This is a genomic window from Paraburkholderia silvatlantica, assembly GCF_003096715.1.
Taxonomy (GTDB): Bacteria; Pseudomonadota; Gammaproteobacteria; order Burkholderiales; family Burkholderiaceae; genus Paraburkholderia; species Paraburkholderia silvatlantica.
Window position 1 is genome coordinate 81757 of the sequence record NZ_QEOL01000023.1, and the last position, 18462, is coordinate 100218.

Genomic DNA, 18462 nt, shown 5'->3' on the forward strand with positions numbered 1-18462 from the left:
TGCAGGCAGGTACATGCATGGGCAACATACAAATAAACGTAGGAGAACCTGGTGAATACAAACTCAACCGTCGATCGTCAGTCCGCCGAAGAACGGCATGTCATGTCGAAGATCGCGCGCCGTCTCATGCCGATCCTCGTCGTGATGTTTCTGATCTCGTTCATCGACAGGCAAAACGTCGGCTTCGCGAAACTGCAGATGGTGCACAGCCTCAACATGACCGAAACGGCGTTCGGTCTGGCTTCCTCGCTGTTCTTCATCGGCTATCTGCTGTTCGAAGTGCCTAGCACGCTTGCGCTGCATCGCTTCGGCGCGCGCGTGTGGCTCGCGCGCATCATGCTCACCTGGGGCGTGATTACGGTGCTGATGGGCTTCACCACCTCGATGCAGGTGTTCTGCGGCCTGCGCCTTGCGCTGGGAGTGGCCGAAGCCGGCTTCTATCCGGGCGTCATTTACTACCTCACGCTGTGGTTTCCGCAAAGCTACCGCGCGCGCGTGCTCGGCATCTTCACGCTGGGCAGCGCGCTTGCGAACATGCTGGGCTCGCTCGTGGGCGGCTGGCTGCTGAGCCTCAATGGCGTATGGGGCCTCGCCGGCTGGCAGTGGGTGTTCATCGCCACGGGCCTGCCCGCCGTGCTGGTCGGCATCGCCGTGTTCAGGCTGCTGCCGGCGTCGTACCAGGAAGCGCGCTTTCTGAGCGCGAGCGAAAAGCAGATCGTGGCTGCCGCGCACGAGCGCGAGAAGCCCGCGCACGCCGAACACGCACAGCCCTGGAAGGCGCTCCTCGATCCGCGCGTGATGCTGTTCGCGGCGACCTATATGCTGATGTCGACGTCGCTCTACGGTGTAACCTACTGGCTGCCCACGCTCGTGAAGTCGTTTGGCGTGTCCAGCAGCGTGAACGGGCTGCTGAGCATGCTGCCGTGGGCGCTGGCGGTGCTGCTGCTGCTGTGGCTGCCTTCGAAGCTGCGCCGCGCGAAAAGCATTTTGCGTGCGATGGCGATCGTCGCGGCGCTCGGCACGCTGGGCTTCCTGCTGAGTCTGCTGCTGCCTTCCACGCCGCTGCGTTTTGTTGCGCTCGTGTTCGGCGGCGCGTGCATCCCGTTGCTGTACCCGTGCTTCTGGTCGATGCCGCCGCGCTACTTCACCGGCGCGCGGGCGGCGGCGAGCGTCGCGGCGATCAACTCGATCGGCAATCTCGGCGGCTTCTTCGGCCAGAACCTCATGCCGCTCGCGGGCAAGCTCACGGGCACCGCGTTCGGGCCGATGATCGTGCCGATCGTGTGTCTCGCGGTGCTCGGTCTCGGCGTCGTGGTGGCGTGGGGACGTTCCGGGCGCGCCATGGAGGGTGTGCCGGCGTGAGCCTGGCTTTATGCAATCGGGCAGCAATCCTGGGACTTTTCGCTGGAACGGGTGATTCGTTCCATAGTGTCATTGAGCTAGTCACTCCCTCCATAGCCAAGCATTGCGGGATTGGAATTCTTGAAGATCAAGTAGAAGGGACCCTGAAGCGGATTACCGGCCGGCGCCACAACGTCACAGACTTTCGTCTTGACGTTGCAGCGGCGCAGTTCCCCCGCCGTCGTTGCATCTCCACCCATAATCGGGACGTACAGCCTGTTCCCGGGCCCGAAGATGATTGCCTGCGCATAGGCTCGCGGTGCGGGCGGCGTGGACAGCACGAGTTCATCGAGAAGAGCACCGGTTTTGCCGTTAAGTTTCAGAACCTTGTCGCTGTCGCTGGTAGTCGCGCGGAAGCCCGTAACCCAAAGATTGCCTTCCTTGTCAAAGACCAGTCCTTCTGGACGATGCAAGTCAGGAATCGATTGATTGGATGCGAACACATCAACGAAAGCTTTCGTAGTTGCATTGAATCGCAAAACGTAGCCGACAAGTCTATTCGGGCTGTCCGCGTAGGGGCATCCAAATACGGAAACGTACAGGAGACCGTCTGGTCCGAACACCAGGCCACGTGGGAAAAACCCGCCAGTAAATTTGGACCGGTCGAGATTGCCGAGAAATGCTCCTGCGTCGTTGTATAGCTTGATGTCGCCCTGGCTCGAGCAGTCGCTGCCGACATCGGCGACATAGAAGACGTTGTCCGGCCCTCCGCGCACGATGCCGCGAGGCGCGTAAGGGGCGTTGACGTCACTTGCCGAGACGAGTTTTCCAAGAAACATTCCGGTTTTTCCGTCGAACCGGAAAATCTCACCGGAAAGCGGAAGGTTCACGTTCTGGTTGACGACCACGAGTTCGCCATCCGTATAAATCATGCCGGCGGGTCCGCTAAGCCCGGAACTTCCTGACGTCACAAAGGTGCCACGGTATGCGCCACTCGAACCATTGAACTCCTGGATGGTGCTGTTGCCGGCATCTCCGATAAATAGCTCTTGGGCACGCGCGGATAGGTTGACCGAAATCGCCGCCACGCTGAACAGTATTGAAACCAGGCTAGAGCGAAAGCGGCGGAGAGGCATCGGCGAGGGCTTTCGGCAAGGCAAGCTCCAACGCGTGAAGATGGAAGTTGGCGTAACCATGGGACTTCTCCGTGTTCAAGTCTTACTGAGAATCTAGCGTGGTGCTGCGTACGCGCGGACCGTAGGTGCGGTACGGCCTAAGCGAAGAGACCGGACGACAGAAAGGCTGCGGCTCGCCGATGGATGCGGGCGGCTGTTCACGTAAACGCTGAAATCAGTGTGTTTCTTGTTATCAAGCTGATTCGCGGTCGGTGGCGTGGCGAGCGACCGCGCGAAGCAGGCCAGGTTATCGTTTGGCCAAGATCAATTGATGTATGGGTATCGGCGAGAGGGTTTCCGACTACCGCAAAGGAGGGGCGGCAGTCATTGCCGCCGCACGTCAACTATATTGTGCTGGATTGCGATTTGCCTCCATCAAATGATGGAGAGCGGAGATGAATGCGCTTTCAAAGGCACCACGTCTACCGCTTGCATCTTCGGAGCGTGCGCAACGTTGTCGGTCTGTTCGGTTCCCGCCATGCCTGGCTCCTGAAGAAGATCTCTCCGCGAACATGGAAACGCCCCAGTCAAAGACCAGGGCGTGCGACCCGTATCCGGAGCTTAGTACCTCTTTGACAGAACGGCTAAAGGCCCGCGTGTTTTGGAGGCTGATTACGACGCGCTCAGGGAGTCGCCCGATACATGAACGCGCTCGCCGACCTGGACCGGCGGCTGTGACGAATAGTTAAAATTTCGGTAGCTACCGTCCTGCATCCTGACCTGCACCTGGTAGCTCGTCGCCTTGCGTACAGCATGCTCAATGCCGTTGCCCGCAAGGCCACCCCCAACGGCGCCGGCAATCGTTGCCAGAACGCGACCGCGCCCACCGCCGATCTGATTTCCCAACAGGCCACCTGCGACTGCCCCGCCTACGGCTCCGAGACCCGTTGTCGGCTCGGGTTCCTGGACCGTATTGACGGCAACGACTTCGCCGGCGTTCGGGTCAACGGCGACTGGTCCCCGAGCGGGTTGTGCCGACGATTGATATGCGTCGCCGCTGTTCGCATATCTCGGGGGCTGCCCGGCAGACACGCTATGAGGATGACGGACACGCGGCTGGGCGGGTGCTTCCTCCCGCGTCACGCGCTGCTCCACGTTCGGTTGCGGCGAAGCGGCCGGTGCGCTGGCAATTTGTGCGGCGACTGGTGCAGCTTGCGTCGGGGGAACTGTCACGGCTCGGGACGTGGGAAGCACGCCTGTCATTGCCGCGATACCCGTGGCGCTCGCGAGGATGACGGCCACGGCTGCGCCCGCCACCAAAGGGTGAATGCGACTACGCGGGGATGAACTGGAAGTCAGGTTGGTGCTCATGTCGCGCTCCGTTGATGTGTGTCAGCAAGAACGCCGCAGTCGACATAGCGGTGCACCGGAGGATTGTGAGTTTTGTAAGCAGTTGTAGTGCTCTACGGCGAGGCGAAGGGAAAGTATCTTTGAGGAGGGACCGTTAAAGAGTCAAGGACGCCGCGGGTCAGACTGAGTATTTTAAGGTCGCGTTACGGCGCCGGAACGTTGGTTTACGTTCAACGTGGAAGCGTGAATGCATTCCAATGGCGCCAGTTGAATGTGCGGTACCGAACGGTTTCCGGTTATTCAGCCGATTCAAATAGCCGAAGCCTGCAGCAGGCGTGAAAACCTGCCTCTGCCTCTTATGGTTCCTTACGGGCCGAGGACCGCGTCGGCTCGCAAGCACACATGTTCGGTTCTGCAACGACCCAGGAGGTTTTATGACTGCAATGAAGCCGGAGAACGGAGCCGCCTGGCCTATGTTTTTCCTTGTTTGGATGAAGGAGGTTGCTGATTCCTTTTGCTACGCGCCCAGGCACCTTCAGCAATCTATCAATCCCTGGACGTTTAACGGGTTTGTCATCAATGAGAAGAATTCCAGGAATCCGTCGGCCGAGCGGGCGATTGTGAGCGAAGTCAGCTATGGACAGCAATTGGGTCGCATCGAGGACGCTGTTGATGCAATCATCAAGAGGGCTCCTCCAGAGGACGAAGCGTTCAAGGAGTTCTCGAAGATGCGTGAGAAAATCGCTGACATCAAGAGGGACAGTCGGAAAGAACGATTCGAGGCAGTTTTGGCGGACCTCAAGCAGATGAAGCTGGACGACAACCGCGGGTTCCAGTCCTGCATGGAGAGCATTCAAGCGTTAGGGCGCGAGGGGTAAAAGGCGCCTGGCCTTTCACATGACAGTGCCATGGCCACAATCCGCTGAGGCCGGGATCGGCCCCAGCGGCATCGGCGCATAAGTCTGCTGGTAGAGCACGACAAGCAGTGCAACATGGCGCGGTTCGTCGGCGAACGCGGCGATTAAATGGCGTTTGGCCTCGTTGCTGGTCGACCACTGACCGAGCCTTCACTTAGCCCGTTAGCCTCAAGCAGCATCCAGGAGCGAGGCGCGGTGACACCCTGTTCGGACCACAGGGCGCTATGGCGCTCTCCGCGCGCGTTCCAGGAATTGCCAGTGTTGACATTCATTTTTTTTCGAGTAAAAGTGTAGACAGATGTGTGGCCAATTTTACTCGTCCGGTTCAGGTGACTCTGAGAGTTCGCCCATGAGCCGCGGCCTCTTCAACCGCATACCTTTGCAGCGGCGCGATGGTTGAAAGTGAAGGCAGAGTCCGAAATGCGGAAGCCCGCCAGGTTGATACGGCGAGAGTGACGGCGGCGTTGCTTTTCATGTTGGTGAGCGACATTCGCTAGCTCACTCGTTGAAGAATTTCTGAGCAAGCGCGCAGCGGCCAGGCGGAGTTTATTGCCCTACGGCTCAACGGCCTCGCGAGGGGGCCTCATGTCGGAGGTCAAGCGACGCTTGCGTCCGTGGGGAAGCCGTGCCGTACTCCGGAGTGACACAAACGTTGGTTGAAGTAAGCCGAGAGAAACTGGGGAAAACTAGAATACAAAAGTGTAGACAATCCGCTAGTCTGATTTCACTTTGAGTGGCGAAAGCGCGATTGCTTTCACGAGTCGCTAGCAGCGAGAAGCGGCGTTCGAGTCGGGCGGGAACGAAAGTTCATGGCTTTCTGAACGCGGAGTGTGCGTAGATTTCGGGTTCGCCGCGATGTTGTTTCCAGGTGTCGATGCTGTTATTGACGCCATTTTTTTTGCAATATAGTGTCGACACTTGTGTAGTCTAACATCCTCATCGACTAAAGGGGTGGCACCATGAAGTTTGCGAAAGATTTGTCCATCGGCGTTGCCGCGTGTGCGTTATTTTCCATGGCGGGCGGGGCGCTCGCGCAGACTGTGTCGCTTGGCGCAGTGCTGCCCTTGACGGGAGCGAGTGCTTCGGTCGGCGATGACCAGCGGCGGGGGATTGAGCTTGCCGTCGAACAGATCAATGCGCACAACGGTGTGCTCGGGAAAAAGCTGCAAGTTATCGTTGAGGATTCAGGCGGTGCTGCGGCAACAGCGTTGAGTTCTGCTCGCAAGTTGGTGTCGGTCAACAAGGTTCCAGTGGTGCTCGGCGAGTTCTCGTCAGGAATTACGATTCCCGTCGGGGAATACGTGGTCCAGCAGGGTGACGTTCATATCAACATCGGCTCGTCCAGTCCGCAGATTCGCAAGATTGGGAGCGGCTCGTTTAGCGTTATCGGACTGGACGACCTGTCGGCGCGTTTCGCGGCGGGAGATGTTTTTGGGCAAAACCTGAAGGACGTTGCGTTCATCGCGCCTAACAATTCGTATGGACAAGGGGTTGCGAACGAATTCAAGAAGCGCTTCGAATCGCTCGGAGGCAAGGTGTCCTCCGTGGTGCTCTACAGCGAGGGGCAATCGACCTACCGTCGCGAGTTGCAGCAGATGTCCCGGTCGTCGCCTCAGGCTTATGTGTACAGCGCTTATGGGCAGGAGGCGGCAACTATCAATCGCGAGGCCTACGAACTCGGGCTGAACAAGCAGAAGTGGTACGGCATCTATTTGACGATGTGCACGAGCGATACCGCGCCGCAAGCTGCACAGGGGCAGGAAGGTCTGGAAGTCGCGTCGATTGGCGATGGCGGCAAGGCGTACGAGCTGGCGTATCGGGCGAAGTACAAGGAGGCGCCCAAGTCCTCTTTCGGTAGCTATGCGTACGACGGCGTAATGGTCGCTGCGGCCGCCATCAATAAGGCGGGCAGTGCCGACCCCGCCAAAATCCGCGCTGCGATGAGGGCGATGCCACCTTACAGCGGCGCTACGGGGACGGTAGCGTTTGATGATGGCGGTCAGCGCAAGGAGCAGCCATACGACAAGGTGAAGTTCGATAGCAAGGTCGTTTCCCGATAAGCTTCGCCGCGCTGCCTCGCAGCGCGGAAGCCCTTGGAGAGTTCCATGCTGCAATTTATCGTCGACGCCCTGATACGCACGTCGGACATCATGCTGGTTGCTGTGGGGCTCAGCGTCGTGTACTCGCTGGTCAAGTTCCCCAACATCGCACATGTGCAGTACGCCATGCTAGGCGCGTTCGGTACGCTTGGGCTGACTCGCGTGGGCATGCCGCTTCCGCTCGCACTATTCGGCTCCTGCGTTGGGATGGGCATGCTTGCCGTGTTGCTTAACGTGCTGGTATTCAAGCGGTTACTCCGCTCAGGCAGTTCAATCGCGATGATTGGCTCGCTTGCCATCTCGATGATTATCATTGCGGTCGTCCTGGGCGTCGCTGGGTCTCGCCCGTTCCGCTACTCGTCGGGGCTTCCCCGCCCCATCTCACTGGGGTCGACAACCATCTCGATTGACCAGCTTGTGTCGATTGGATGTGGTTTTGGCTGCGTAGCGCTGTTGGCCGTGTTGCTCTTCAAGACAGGCGTTGGACGTTCAATGCGCGCGATGTCTTCGAATCCGGCTCTCGCCGCCGCGACTGGCGTTGACGGTACTCGAGTGGTGAACGGGATTACCTTCCTTAGCGGAGCGCTTGCTGCGCTTGGCGGAACCATGCTCGGTCTGACCGAGACAGTCCACGTTGGACTTGGCACGAATCTGCTACTGCCCGTCTTCGCCGCAGCGATTCTTGGCGGACTGGGAAATCCACTTGGTGCAGCAGCTGGCGCGCTGCTGATATCAATCGCGGAAACACTCGTCACGAACCTGGACTTCGGCTGGCTGTTCGGGACGTCTGATGTCTATGTTCCGATTACCTATATTGGCGCTGCGTCGTTCCTGATACTCCTTATCGCACTGCTGTTCAAGCCATACGGCATCTTTGACCGGGAGGTGCGCCGTGTATAGCTTTCTTTTGCACGTAGCGACGCTCAGTTGCATTTACGCGCTTCTCGCGCTAGGGCTGAACCTTCAGGCGGGATTTGCTGGGCTCCTGAATTTCGGCTTTATCGCGTTCGCCGGAGTGGGCGCCTATGCGTCTGCCATCACGGCATCGCTCGGATATCCCGCTCCCGTCGGAATTTTGGTCGGCGTTGTGGCCGCATTGTTTGTGGGTTTCGCCATGGCACGACTAGGACGGAATCTCGCATCGGACTACTGGGCGATTGCGACTCTCGCGATCGCTGAGCTCATCAGAACTGTGGCGCTAAATGAGACCTGGCTCACAGGAGGTGCACAGGGAATCAGCGGAGTCCCGGAACTCTTCCGAACCGCTGCGAGCGTGGAGAGCGATCTTGCGTTTTTTGCGCTTGCTCTGGCGATGGTGGTGATTGCGTTTCTTGCTTGTATGCGGCTCACGCGTGGTCGGTTCGGCCGGGCAATCCGTTTGATGCGTGAAGAACCGGCATTGGCGACCAGCCTTGGATACCAGCTTGTACCGCTCAAGGTGAAGGCTACGGTCACGGGTGCTGCAATTGCGTCTGTGGGCGGTTCACTGCTCGCTCACTATATGAGCTTCGTTGGGCCGGACTACATGCTGGCGTCGGAGACCTTCGTCATCTGGACGATGGTCATGATTGGCGGGCTAGGCAACAACCTTGGAGTCGTACTTGGTGCAGTACTCGTCGAAGCAATCTACAGCGCCGTCCCATTCGTCAAAGACTACCTCGACATCAGTAGCGACATCGCTGGTGCGGTTCGGCTCGGAGCAATCGGCGTCATCTTGCTCGCGTGCCTCCTGGCCCGCCCGGGTGGCTTGGTCCCCGAAAGAATTCGGAGCGCATGATGAGCACGATACTTCGTCTGCAAGACGTCTATAAGGCCTTTGGTGGGAACCACGTATTGACCGGCCTCAATTTCAACGTGCGCCAGGGCGAAATCGTTGGTCTGCTTGGGCCGAATGGTTGCGGAAAGAGTACCGTGTTGAACGTTATAACGGGATACTGCTCCATAGACCGCGGTGCGGTGGAGGTCCGTGGAGAGCGCGTGAGTGGTCTGGCTGCGCACCAGATTGCTGCAAAAAGTGTGCGACGCACTTTCCAGTTGCCGTCTATGCCAGGCCGAATGACGGTGGAAGAAGTCGTGATGGCTGCGTCAACGCGAAGTCACGGTCTATTCAGCACACTTTGGCGGTCCGCCAAAGTAAGGCGACTTGAGCAGGAGACGCGTGAACGCGCGCGTCAACTTCTCGAAGAGTTACTGCTCACAAAGGTCGCACATCTTCCCGCTGCGTCCATTTCTGGTGGGCAGAAGAAACTCCTTGGCATTGCTTGCGCAATGATGGAACAGCCCTTGCTGTTGCTGCTCGACGAGCCTATGGCTGGCGTTCACCCGAACCTGCGCGCAGAACTCGTCACTACGCTAAAGCGAATAAACAGTCAGGGTATTACGCTGGTCATCATCGAGCACGATATGCACTTCATTTCCGAAACGTGCAGCCGCTGTATCGTACTCGACAAGGGCAGGACGGTTGCTGACTGTCTTCCCTCGGAACTTGAAACCCACGAGAGCGTCGTCGAGGCCTACCTCGGCAAGAAGCCCGGCAGGCAATACCAGGTCGCGGGAGCAGTCGCATGATATCGGTCAACAACGTCGTCGCTGGCTACACGCGCGAAGTCGACATTCTTCGCGATATCTCTATCAACGCGCGTCAACTGGAGATTGTGACCATCCTGGGCCCCAATGGTTGCGGTAAGTCGACGCTGCTGAAGACGGTCGCCGGGTTTCTTCTGCCCCGGCGAGGTACGGTTACATTAGGCGATGCAGACATCGGGCAGGTACCCGTACATGGAAAGGTCAGAAAGCACGAAATCGGTTTCGTGCCCCAGACGGACAATGTGTTCGGGGCGTTGTCCGTCTGGGAAAACCTCATGCTCGGCGGGCAGTTCATGCGGGAAAACGACAGGAGGGAAAGGCTCGACGCTTTGTGCGACGCTTACGCGGTGCTCAAACGGAAACTTCGGGCACGGGCGTCGAGTTTGTCAGGTGGCGAACGGCAGATTCTGTCTCTCGCACGTGCATTGATGCCAAGGCCTCGCTTCCTTTTGCTTGACGAGCCTTCGGCGGGATTGTCGCCCAAAATGCTCGGCGAGGTGTTCGATGCAATCATCGAGCTACGTAACACCGAGCGTATCGGCGTCTTGATGGTGGAACAGAATGCCACGGAGGCGTTACGCATTTCCGACCGAACCTATGTTCTTTCGATGGGGCAGGTCGCCCTGGAGGGAAAATCCTCCGACCTGCTCGAAAGCGATGAGATGCGTCGTCTCTACCTGGGAGGTCGACCACACTGATAATTCGTTCCCGCGTTGAGCATGCTGCTGGCGCTCCTTGCACTGCGACCGGCAAGGTGCGCTCGCAAGCCCGTTATGAATGTGAACAGGCCCTGGCCAGCAGATGAAGGCAGACCGGCATGGCGTTCAGTCGTCAATGCGCTAATCAGCACCCGCGCCAGGAGATAGAGGCGCTCCACGGCGCGTCACGAGTTCGTACGGCTCGCTGCGGGACGCAACATGGAGTGCGCGTTTCCTGGCCCAACCTTGACTCGTGCAGAAGTCCACAACCGCGACTGGCAACATCGCAACGTATTGAGGGTCTTTCTGCAAGCGTGACATCGTCGTGAAGGCCGACGTGGTTTCGACGAGATGCAGCGGCGGCCGGAGGCCGGCTTCGTGGAACTCGCGCTCGAGCAGGCGGCGAATCGGCATGTTGGCGCGATAAACGACCCTGCGGGCATCCTCCAGGTCGGCAAGACATACCGGCTGTGCGTCAGCAAGCGGGTGCTCTGCGTTTGCCATGACGGCAAGCGTTCCAATGAAAAAGGGACGCCAACACTGATATTTGATTGTCGACACTTGTGTAGAATAAACGGTGGCAGGAATGCTGGTTCAGTGGGAGCGAATTGTGGGACTGGATGTCCCATCCCGCTGAACATGCCGCTTCGAAGGAGTGACCATGACGCTACGAACCGTAACTCTCGACGACAAGTACACCCTCGACAGCGGGCGTATTTTCCTGACCGGTGTGCAGGCGCTCGTTCGCCTTCCATTGATGCAGCATCGGCGTGACAAGGCCAACGGCCTGAATACAGCCGGCTACGTTTCAGGCTACCGAGGGTCCCCTCTCGGCACTTACGACGCCGAGTTGGGTAAGGCAAGCAAGTTTCTCAAGGCGGCGAATGTCGTATTCGTACCGGGTGTCAATGAGGATCTGGCGGCCACGGCAGTTTGGGGCACGCAGCAGGCCGAAGTAGGCGGAGAAGGGAAGTACGACGGCGTTTTCTCCATTTGGTATGGCAAAGGTCCAGGCGTCGACCGAAGCGGCGACGCCTTTCGTCACGCCAATCTTGCCGGGAGCTCGAAGCAAGGCGGCGTGCTTTTGCTCATGGGCGATGACCATACGTGCGAGTCGTCAACCACTTGCCATCAGTCGGAATTTGCGTTGGTCGACGCGTCGATTCCCATCCTGAGCCCGAGTGGCGTGCAGGAAATTATTGACTACGGTCTGTACGGTTGGGCGATGTCGCGGTACTCGGGATGCTGGGTCGGTCTCAAGTGTGTGAAAGACACCGCCGATGCATCGGCGGCAATCGATGTCGACCTCGACCGCGTTACACCGCAACTTCCCACCAGCATGGAAATGCCTGCGGGCGGACTCAACCTCCGGCATCCTGACACGCCACAGGAGCAGGAATTCCGGCTTCACAACTACAAGCTTGATGCAGTGCGCGCCTTCGTTCGGGTCAACGGGCTCGACCGGGTCACGCTGGGCAAACCTGGTGCGCGACTCGGCATCGTTACGCACGGCAAGAGCTATCTGGACCTTTTGCAGGCTATCGACGACCTGAACGTCACCGAAGCAGACCTGGAGTCCGTGGGTGTAGCCATCTACAAGGTTGCGTGCACATGGCCACTCGAGCCTCAGGGCATCCAGGCGTTCGCTTCCGGGCTTGACCTTCTCATGGTCGTTGAGGAGAAGCGGAGTCTGCTTGAGTCCCAGATTAAGGACATTCTGTATCGCGAGCCGCACGCGCCAGTGGTCATCGGGAAGCATGACGAGAGCGGCAAGAAGCTCTTCGCCGTCGAGATGTCGCTGAATTCACTCCAGATTGCTATCGCGTTGGGCCAGCGTCTGGTGCAGCACGCAGACGGCAAAGGCATCGCAGAACGTCTCGAGTTGCTGATGGAACTGGGCAAGGTTGAATTTGCCCCCGAAGCGATGCTGCGCAGCTTCTACTTCTGCAGTGGCTGCCCGCATAACTCCTCGACGGTCATCCCGGAAGGAAGCAAAGCCTACGCCGGAATCGGTTGCAGCTGGATGGCGCAGACGATGGACCGCAACACGATGGGTTACACGCAAATGGGCGCCGAGGGGATGGCATGGGTTGGCGAGGCGCCTTTCTCCAGGCGCGGGCACATGTTCCAGAACATGGGCGACGGTACCTACTTTCATTCGGGCCTGCTAGCCGTGCGTGCGGCGGTCGCTGCCAGGACCAACATCACGTTCAAGATTCTGTACAACGACGCCGTGGCGATGACCGGTGGCCAACGGCACGATGGTCAACTTAGTCCGATGACCATCACGACGCAGGTGCATTCTGAAGGCGTTAGCCGCATCGCCGTCGTTTCGGACGACCCGTCGAAGTACCCGGCAGATGCCGGCTGGGCACGGGGCGTTACGATCCATCATCGCTCCGAGTTGCAAAAGGTTCAGGAGCAGCTTCGCGACGTTCCGGGGGTCACGGTACTGGTTTACGACCAGACTTGCGCGGCCGAAAACCGTCGTCGTCGCAAGCGCAACCAGTTTCCCGACCCAGCGAAGCGCCTTGTCATCAACGACCTCGTCTGTGAAGGCTGTGGCGACTGCGGCGTGAAGTCAAACTGCGTTTCGCTTGTGCCGCTCGAGACGGAGCATGGGCGCAAACGCGCCATCGACCAGTCGGCATGCAACAAGGACTTTTCGTGCAACAACGGCTTTTGTCCGAGCTTTGTCACGGTACTCGGCGGGAGTCTGCGAAAGGCTGGAACCATCAGACCGAACATCGAGTTGTTCCCGGCACTGGTCGAACCTGAACTGCCCTCGGTCGAGAACGGGGTCTATTCCATCATCGTGACGGGTGTTGGCGGCACCGGAGTTGTGACCATCGGAGCCATTCTCGGCATGGCGGCTCATCTTGAAGGCAAAGGTTGCGGAATTCTTGACATGGCCGGTCTTGCTCAAAAGGGCGGCTCGGTATGGTCACATCTGCGGTTCGGCAAGAGCCCGAGCGCTATCAAGGCCATCCGTATCGCTGTTGGCGGTGCCGATGCAGTACTGGGCTGCGACATGGTCGTGGCCGCGAGCCGAAAGACGCTCGCTGCGACGCGAAAGGGCGCAACGCGCATGCTCATCAACACGCATGAGGTTATGACGGGTGAGTTCACGCGACACCCCGACCTTACGTTCCCAGCGCCGGAACTGCGCAAGGGCATCGCAGATGCCGTCGGCAGGGACCGTGTCGAGTTTGTCGATGCGACGAAGTACGCCCTCAACATCTTCGGTGACACGATTGCGGGCAATATGTTCATGCTTGGCTATGCCTACCAGCGCGGTCTCATCCCGATTGGCTCGGAGGCAATCAATGCCGCCATCGAGCTCAATGGCGCGGGCGTCAAGATGAACAAGGAAGCGTTTCTGTGGGGGCGCCGTGCGGCTCAATCGCCCGCTTCGGCCGAGCGGGTACTCGCCGCGGCAAAGCCGGTGAACGAGTCCGTCCGTATTTCGTCATCGCTCGACGAGTTTATCGAACGCAAGGTCAAATTCCTGACCGCCTATCAGAATGCCGCATACGGTGAACGCTTCCGCAGGCTCGTTGGCAAGGTTCGCGACTGGGAGCGCACCGTTATGCCGCGTCAGGAGACCGTCACCCGTACTGTAGCAAGCGGCTATTTTAAGGTCCTCGCCTATAAGGATGAGTATGAGGTAGCAAGGCTCCACGCTTCGCCCGAGTTCGTCGAGAGCATCAAACAGCAGTTTGAGGGCGACTTCCGTATCGCATTCAATCTGGCCCCACCCCTTTTCGCGCGCAAGGACGAGTTGAGCGGCGAGCCGCGCAAGAAGGAATATGGGGCCTGGATTTTGCCCGCGTTCCGCATGCTCGCAAAGATGAAGGTGCTGCGGGGAACCGCATTCGACGTGTTTGGCTATACGGTCGAGCGTCGGTTGGAGCGAGGCCTGATATATCGCTACGAGCAAACGGTCGACGAGATTCTCCGTCATGGCACCGCGCGCAATTATCAAACCGCTGTGCGTGCAGCGGGCATGGTGGAGAAGATCCGTGGGTATGGACACGTCAAGGAGCGCAACCTGAAGTCCGTGGACGTCGAATGGACGAACGCCGTTGCTCAGCTGTCGAAGCCCACCGTGATTGAAGTCAGGCAGGTCGCTTGAAAGGCGCGAAGACCGCAACTGGCGGCGATGACGGAATCTGGCATGTTATGCGATTCCGTCATCGAAGCCTTGAAACAGGCGGTGTGCTGCGAGGGAACCGGCTTGCATGCTTTGCCTATTGTGAGTAAAGCTTCACAACGCCGGCATCCACAACCTTGGCAATTTCCTCCATACGCCAGGTGATGTGCTTCTCGGTTAACTCCCGGCAACGCCGCGCGTCGCGAGCCTCAATGGCGTCGAGGATGTCCAGGTGTTCCGCGAATGCATCGTGGCCGCGTTGTTCAAGGTCGACCCAACGTACGAAATGGATGCGCGCGTTGATGTTATAGAGCGCGCGAACCATTTCGTTATTTCCAGATAGCGCCACTAGCCGTACATGAAATTCTTCGTCTCGCGCGACCAGTTGAGCTGCGGGCGCCTGCGCGGCCTTGTTCTTCATCACGTCTTTCCAGAACTTGCGCAAGGCGCGCACGTCCTTGGCGTCTGCGCGCTCGACTGCGAGCTGAACGGCCGATGCTTCGATGCTGCGCCGGAGTTCGAACAGGTCAAAGATGTCCTGACGATTCAGCTCCCGGATGAAGAACCCACGGTTGGGGACAAAGTTCAGCAGGTTTTCGGCAACAAGTCGGTTGAGCGCCTCTCGAAGGGGAGTGCGACTCACATCGAACTTCTCTGAGAGTTCGAGTTCGTTTACCCGCTCGCCTGGCCGAATCGTGTACAGGACGGCCATCTGCTTCAAATGCTCATAAAGGTCATTGACCGTGAGTCCGGCCCGCTTTGGAGCGCTCGTCTCCCGAACGCGCGGTTTAGAATCACGAATGAGCGAAGTGTAGCCTGCCATTGGTTGTTCCTTTCTAATGCATTACGCTATTTGTAATTCTCTTTAAGAGCCCCTCGCCCTCGACGGTCTTTCATCACCCGATATGCGTTTTACGGGGAGGCACGCGCCTTCGTTGGGGACTTACGCATGTGGGTTGCTCGAGAGGTGCGACTCAGACGTCTCCCGTCTTTGCGGACTGAAAGTGTAGGCAATACTGTATTCTACAACACCCATCGCCTCGTATCGTTACTGGGCGGGTGTGAGCCGCCCGGCAGTCTCTCTGTCCCCGCACGTTTCCGTCTGGCAGATGGACGACGCAACGCGGCACTATCCGTGTTGTTGACCCCCGTGGTGTGATTCGATGAATGAATGGAGGGGCGCGCCACCAACCCATCCAACACCGCAATGTCGGCGACACACGATTTACTTGCGCGTGAGCCATTTGAGATGCGAAGGGAAATCAAGAGGCAAGACCCTCCATCGGGATTTCCGGCGCACGTCCCGCAATCAGGTCAGCAGTGATGCGCGCCGAGCCATGAGACATCGTCCAGCCGATGTGACCGTGACCGGTGTTGAGGTAGAGATTCCTATATTTGCGTTGACCAAAGAAGGGCAGGTTGTTGGGAGTCATTGGTCGCAGGCCTGCCCACATCTCCGCACGCTCGTAGTTCCCCCCGTCGGGATAGAGTTCCTGCGTGACTCGCTTCATGAACTCGAAGTCCGACGGCTTGTGTGCGGTGTCGTACCCAGCAAACTCCGCGGTGGCCGTGACGCGAATCCGGTCTCCAAATCTCGAAATGGCGACCAGGTTGTGTTCGTCGACAGCCGCCACATTGGGCGGTTGAGCATGCCCTTCAATCGGGATAGTAAGCGAGTATCCCTTGACCGGGTAGATAGGCAGATTTATACCAATCCGACGCGCAAGAATCGGGCTGTAGCTGCCCAGGGCCAGCACGTACGCATCGCCTTTCACAGTGCCGCGGTCCGTGCGCACTCCGGAAATCTCCCCGCCTGACACCTCAAGCGCTTCGATGTTCGTGCTGTTCAGAATCGTGGCGCCCCGGGAGGTCGCGATATCAGCCAATGCGCGAGTGAATTTCGCCGGGTCGCCCGTTTCGTCTGTCGGGCAATGAATCGCGCCGACGATGCCGTCCTGAGCCGACGAGAGCGAAGGGTCAAGAGCGACGATTTCCTCGCGCGTCAATACCTTAATAATTTGGCCGTCTGACTCGAGAAGCTTCATCTGCGCCACGCCACGGTCCAGTGCCTCCTGACTCCGATGGAAATAGAGGATGCCCTTGTCGTTGCGGTCGTAGCTCACGGATTCAGTCTTGATGACGTTCTGGAGAACGGACTGCGAATATGCGGCGAGCCGATGTTTCAGCAGCGTATTGCGCTGTGCCTTTTCCGGGTTGCATTCCATCAGAAAGAGCCATGACCAGCTGTAAAGCCTCGGGTCGGTGGAGAATTTGAAGCGCAGAGCCTGGTCCTTGCGCACTAGCGACTTAAGCAGAATCATGGGCGCTTTCGGCGAGGACCACACGAATGAGTGGCCTGGCGCAACCATTCCGGCATTACCCCAGCTGGTTTCGCCGGCGACCACTGGCTGCCTGTCAATGACTGTCACGTCGTGCCCATCCGCTTGCAACTGGTATGCGGTGGTAACGCCGACTACGCCACCGCCAAGCACAATTACCTTCATGATGCCCTCAATCTCAAAGGTTGAATAACTTCGTGTCGAGCCGCCTGTCGCTCTCCAAGTGTCGACACAAATGTATATTACAAACAAAAGAGAAACGCAACGAGAGCTATCGATTACAGGAGAATCTACCTATATGTGTCGATAAAAGTGTCGACAATTGTGTGTGATGTGGGCTAATCTATGTGCTGCGCTTCACATGACCAGACGGAGGAACTTATGCAAATCAAGCGTTACGAGAGTGGTAAGCGAATGAGTCAGGCCGTTGTCTACGGTGGTTTCGCATTTCTTGCAGGACAGGTCGCCGATGATCCGGGCCAGGACGTAAAGGGGCAGACCGAGCAGATACTCGCGAAGATTGACCGCCTGCTCCAGCAGGTCGGCTCGGACAAAACCCGGGTTCTGACCGCGAGCATCTGGCTTGCCGATTACACGACGTTTAACGACATGAATGTAGTGTGGGACGCGTGGGTGCCCGAGGGCGAGGCTCCTGCTCGCGCTTGCGTTGAATCCAGGCTTGCGTTTCCCCAATACACCGTCGAAATCGGAGTCATCGCAGCAGTCTGATTTGGGGTGTATGAGCGAAGCGCCGGTGAGCGCGATTTAACTTGATGCCAGCATGAACCGACAACGTTGAAGGGGCAGGTACAGAATGGAAACCCTTGAAACAGCAGAGCGCTATGTGAAGCTCAACTTCACCCTTGACGATGGGATTTCACATCGCGCCGCAATCGGCCTGGTCGTCCTCGCGACCGACCACACCATCGAATACGAATGGCGCAAGCTGCTCGCCGTCGAAGGCGTGGGATTCTATGAAAGTCGAATTTCGAATTCTGCAGAAATCACGCCGACGACGCTCAGGGAGATGGATAGCCTGATTGCTCCGGGCGTTGCCGTCATCCGTCCCGGAGAGAGGCTCGACGTCGTAGCGTTTGGGTGCACGTCGGCATCGATGGTGCTCGGCGAAGGTCACGTCATGGCGCGAATCAGGGAGTCCCGGCCCAATGCTGCATGCACGACACCTATCACTGCTGCCAGAGTCGCGCTCAATTCGCTGGGCGCAAAGCGGGTCGCGCTGCTCACTCCTTACCTGCGCGAGATTACTGAGTCCATGAAGGACTACCTGACCGCTCGCGGCATGAACATTATCCGAATGGGCTCGTTTGAGCACTCCGACGACAACGAGGTTGCGCGAATCGACGCACAGTCAGTTCGCAATGCGGTTCTCGAGCTTGGGCGAAATGACGACATCGATGCGGTGTTTGTCTCCTGCACCTCTGTGCGCCTGGCAGATCAGGTCGTCACAATTGAGCGCGAGCTCGGTAAGCCGGTGACGTCCAGCAATCATGCAATGGCCTGGCATGCCTTGCGGTTGGGAGGCGTGAAGGATGAACTACCTCAGTTCGGACGGCTGTTCACTGTGCAAAACGTCGAGTAGCGGTTGATGCTCTCGACCGCGTGTCAGTCGGTTGCCACCCACCAACTCTCTCTCGCGATTGTTAAGGCAGCCGCAACACTGAATTCGTTCTATTAGGATTTACTTACGATAGAACGATCCTATACTGCTACCTCATGTCACGGCGGCCTCGACGGCCGCGGTGCAGGCAAAGCGAAACAGCTTTTGAAGCTGGCGGACATGGACAATCCGGCGCGCGATCGCGCACGATCTTGCCCCTGCGACGCACAGGCGTTTCGCCCAGTT

Annotated in this window: 15 protein-coding genes; 10 read left to right on the plus strand and 5 right to left on the minus strand. The window is 58.4% G+C overall.

The window, feature by feature from the left end; translation table 11 throughout:
* Positions 1–102 precede the first annotated feature (102 nt).
* Complete coding sequence (locus C7411_RS26785; protein ID WP_221207130.1) at positions 103–1362, plus strand: MFS transporter; 1260 nt, start codon at positions 103–105, stop codon at positions 1360–1362.
* A gap of 77 nt (positions 1363–1439) precedes the next feature.
* Here C7411_RS26785 and C7411_RS26790 read toward each other — a convergent pair whose 3' ends face one another.
* Positions 1440–2537 carry an NHL repeat-containing protein gene (locus C7411_RS26790; protein ID WP_133253708.1) on the minus strand — a complete coding sequence of 366 codons (1098 nt, stop codon included), beginning with the start codon at positions 2535–2537 and terminating at the stop codon, positions 1440–1442.
* Positions 2538–3128: 591 nt separating this feature from the next.
* Positions 3129–3827, minus strand: a complete 699-nt coding sequence (locus tag C7411_RS26800) for a glycine zipper 2TM domain-containing protein (protein ID WP_110387035.1) — start codon at positions 3825–3827, stop codon at positions 3129–3131.
* A gap of 413 nt (positions 3828–4240) precedes the next feature.
* Between C7411_RS26800 and C7411_RS26805 the strand changes: the two genes are divergently transcribed.
* The 6 genes from C7411_RS26805 to C7411_RS26830 all read left to right on the plus strand — a co-directional run bounded on the left by C7411_RS26805 (position 4241) and on the right by C7411_RS26830 (position 10106).
* On the plus strand, positions 4241–4684 hold the full coding sequence (locus C7411_RS26805) for a hypothetical protein (protein ID WP_110387036.1): 444 nt from the start codon (positions 4241–4243) through the stop codon (positions 4682–4684).
* A 998-nt stretch (positions 4685–5682) separates the two neighbouring features.
* Positions 5683–6783, plus strand: coding sequence for an ABC transporter substrate-binding protein (locus C7411_RS26810; RefSeq protein ID WP_110387037.1), 1101 nt, complete (start codon positions 5683–5685; stop codon positions 6781–6783).
* 45 nt (positions 6784–6828) lie between these two features.
* Positions 6829–7722, plus strand: coding sequence for a branched-chain amino acid ABC transporter permease (locus tag C7411_RS26815; RefSeq protein ID WP_110387038.1), 894 nt, complete (start codon positions 6829–6831; stop codon positions 7720–7722).
* The gene (locus tag C7411_RS26820; protein ID WP_110387039.1) at positions 7715–8599 is read left to right on the plus strand and encodes a branched-chain amino acid ABC transporter permease; all 885 of its coding nucleotides are present in this window, start codon (positions 7715–7717) and stop codon (positions 8597–8599) included. Before C7411_RS26815 ends, C7411_RS26820 begins: the two co-directional genes overlap by 8 nt.
* Positions 8599–9390: an ABC transporter ATP-binding protein gene (locus C7411_RS26825; protein WP_110387040.1), complete on the plus strand. Its 792-nt coding sequence runs from the start codon at positions 8599–8601 to the stop codon at positions 9388–9390. The genes C7411_RS26820 and C7411_RS26825 overlap by 1 nt, the downstream gene beginning before the upstream one ends.
* Entirely contained in the window at positions 9387–10106 is a 720-nt protein-coding gene (locus C7411_RS26830; protein WP_110387041.1) for an ABC transporter ATP-binding protein, read from the plus strand. Before C7411_RS26825 ends, C7411_RS26830 begins: the two co-directional genes overlap by 4 nt.
* Positions 10107–10247: 141 nt before the next feature.
* On the opposite strand, the gene C7411_RS26835 is transcribed toward C7411_RS26830, so the two are convergent.
* On the minus strand, positions 10248–10610 hold the full coding sequence (locus C7411_RS26835; protein ID WP_110387042.1) for a LysR substrate-binding domain-containing protein: 363 nt from the start codon (positions 10608–10610) through the stop codon (positions 10248–10250).
* A 157-nt stretch (positions 10611–10767) separates the two neighbouring features.
* On the opposite strand from C7411_RS26835, the gene C7411_RS26840 reads away from it, so the two are divergent.
* On the plus strand, positions 10768–14241 hold the full coding sequence (locus C7411_RS26840) for an indolepyruvate ferredoxin oxidoreductase family protein (protein WP_110387043.1): 3474 nt from the start codon (positions 10768–10770) through the stop codon (positions 14239–14241).
* 115 nt (positions 14242–14356) lie between these two features.
* Here C7411_RS26840 and C7411_RS26845 read toward each other — a convergent pair whose 3' ends face one another.
* Both C7411_RS26845 and C7411_RS26850 read right to left on the minus strand, forming a co-directional pair.
* Positions 14357–15082: a GntR family transcriptional regulator gene (locus C7411_RS26845; RefSeq protein WP_110387044.1), complete on the minus strand. Its 726-nt coding sequence runs from the start codon at positions 15080–15082 to the stop codon at positions 14357–14359.
* A 439-nt stretch (positions 15083–15521) separates the two neighbouring features.
* Positions 15522–16763 carry a D-amino acid dehydrogenase gene (locus tag C7411_RS26850; RefSeq protein WP_110387045.1) on the minus strand — a complete coding sequence of 414 codons (1242 nt, stop codon included), beginning with the start codon at positions 16761–16763 and terminating at the stop codon, positions 15522–15524.
* A gap of 216 nt (positions 16764–16979) precedes the next feature.
* On the opposite strand from C7411_RS26850, the gene C7411_RS26855 reads away from it, so the two are divergent.
* Together C7411_RS26855 and C7411_RS26860 are read left to right on the plus strand one after the other, a co-directional pair.
* Positions 16980–17327, plus strand: coding sequence for a RidA family protein (locus C7411_RS26855; RefSeq protein ID WP_110387046.1), 348 nt, complete (start codon positions 16980–16982; stop codon positions 17325–17327).
* A gap of 85 nt (positions 17328–17412) precedes the next feature.
* The gene (locus tag C7411_RS26860; protein ID WP_110387047.1) at positions 17413–18198 is read left to right on the plus strand and encodes a maleate cis-trans isomerase family protein; all 786 of its coding nucleotides are present in this window, start codon (positions 17413–17415) and stop codon (positions 18196–18198) included.
* Positions 18199–18462 lie beyond the last annotated feature (264 nt).

What these genes read in the sequence shown, in the direction of transcription:
- C7411_RS26855 (WP_110387046.1), top strand. Translation starts at nt 16,980, where the DNA reads ATGCAAATCAAGCGTTACGAGAGTGGTAAGCGAATGAGTCAGGCCGTT.
- C7411_RS26790 (WP_133253708.1), bottom strand. Translation starts at nt 2,537, where the DNA reads ATGGTTACGCCAACTTCCATCTTCACGCGTTGGAGCTTGCCTTGCCGA.
- C7411_RS26785 (WP_221207130.1), top strand. Translation starts at nt 103, where the DNA reads ATGTCGAAGATCGCGCGCCGTCTCATGCCGATCCTCGTCGTGATGTTT.
- C7411_RS26845 (WP_110387044.1), bottom strand. Translation starts at nt 15,082, where the DNA reads ATGGCAGGCTACACTTCGCTCATTCGTGATTCTAAACCGCGCGTTCGG.
- C7411_RS26815 (WP_110387038.1), top strand. Translation starts at nt 6,829, where the DNA reads ATGCTGCAATTTATCGTCGACGCCCTGATACGCACGTCGGACATCATG.
- C7411_RS26830 (WP_110387041.1), top strand. Translation starts at nt 9,387, where the DNA reads ATGATATCGGTCAACAACGTCGTCGCTGGCTACACGCGCGAAGTCGAC.
- C7411_RS26835 (WP_110387042.1), bottom strand. Translation starts at nt 10,610, where the DNA reads ATGGCAAACGCAGAGCACCCGCTTGCTGACGCACAGCCGGTATGTCTT.
- C7411_RS26860 (WP_110387047.1), top strand. Translation starts at nt 17,413, where the DNA reads ATGGAAACCCTTGAAACAGCAGAGCGCTATGTGAAGCTCAACTTCACC.
- C7411_RS26850 (WP_110387045.1), bottom strand. Translation starts at nt 16,763, where the DNA reads ATGAAGGTAATTGTGCTTGGCGGTGGCGTAGTCGGCGTTACCACCGCA.
- C7411_RS26825 (WP_110387040.1), top strand. Translation starts at nt 8,599, where the DNA reads ATGAGCACGATACTTCGTCTGCAAGACGTCTATAAGGCCTTTGGTGGG.
- C7411_RS26800 (WP_110387035.1), bottom strand. Translation starts at nt 3,827, where the DNA reads ATGAGCACCAACCTGACTTCCAGTTCATCCCCGCGTAGTCGCATTCAC.
- C7411_RS26805 (WP_110387036.1), top strand. Translation starts at nt 4,241, where the DNA reads ATGACTGCAATGAAGCCGGAGAACGGAGCCGCCTGGCCTATGTTTTTC.
- C7411_RS26810 (WP_110387037.1), top strand. Translation starts at nt 5,683, where the DNA reads ATGAAGTTTGCGAAAGATTTGTCCATCGGCGTTGCCGCGTGTGCGTTA.
- C7411_RS26840 (WP_110387043.1), top strand. Translation starts at nt 10,768, where the DNA reads ATGACGCTACGAACCGTAACTCTCGACGACAAGTACACCCTCGACAGC.